Source organism: Klebsiella sp. 1SOBk10mer (assembly GCF_046602535.1).
GTDB lineage: Bacteria > Pseudomonadota > Gammaproteobacteria > Enterobacterales > Enterobacteriaceae > Klebsiella > Klebsiella quasipneumoniae.
Window position 1 is genome coordinate 1 of the sequence record NZ_JBKIUP010000089.1, and the last position, 213, is coordinate 213.

A 213-nucleotide genomic window follows, 5' to 3' on the forward strand; every position below is an offset into this window, starting at 1 on the left:
GACGTTGATAGGCCGGGTGTGTAAGCGCAGCGATGCGTTGAGCTAACCGGTACTAATGAACCGTGAGGCTTAACCTTACAACGCCGAAGATGTTTTGGCGGATTTGAGAAGATTTTCAGCTGATACAGATTAGTCGATGCGTCCGCAGGACGTGTTGATAAAACAGAATTTGCCTGGCGGCACTAGCGCGGTGGTCCCACCTGACCCCATGCC

Annotated in this window: 1 rRNA gene; it reads left to right on the plus strand. The window is 52.6% G+C overall.

The features are described 5' to 3' along the window. A 23S ribosomal RNA gene (locus tag ACLH1I_RS26760) occupies nt 1-77 on the plus strand; the annotation flags it as partial. Between the last annotated feature and the right edge of the window lie 136 nt (nt 78-213).